The 301-nt window shown below is 48.5% G+C and carries 1 pseudogene; it reads right to left on the bottom strand.

The features are described from left to right. Positions 1-216, bottom strand: a pseudogene (locus tag NE473_RS31255) (carbohydrate ABC transporter permease); the annotation flags it as partial. Positions 217-301 lie beyond the last annotated feature (85 nt).

The raw sequence follows: 301 nt of genomic DNA, 5'->3' as shown, positions 1-301 counted from the left end.
CAGCCATTTAAAGATCGGCGCCGTGGATGTACTGGCAAACAGATCGCGGTAAATCTGCAGCGTCCACGTGTGAGGCAGCAGCGTTGAAGAGGTCATCGCCTCCGCCAGACCCTTAAAGCTGGTAAACAGCATAAAAAGCAGCGGCAGCAGAAACGCATACGCAATCACACATGCGCACATGACCAGCAAAATCCGGTTAAAATATTTCTTTTTCATCTTGCCGCCCTCCTATTTTAAATTATCTTTCTCTTTGGTCTGGTAGTATTGTCCGACGGAGCAGAGGATAATCACCAGTCCCATG

It is taken from the genome of Hungatella sp. SL.1.14, assembly GCF_024460495.1.
In the GTDB taxonomy this organism is placed as follows: Bacteria; Bacillota; Clostridia; order Lachnospirales; family Lachnospiraceae; genus Hungatella; species Hungatella hathewayi.
This window is presented reverse-complemented; position numbering and strand designations above follow the sequence as displayed.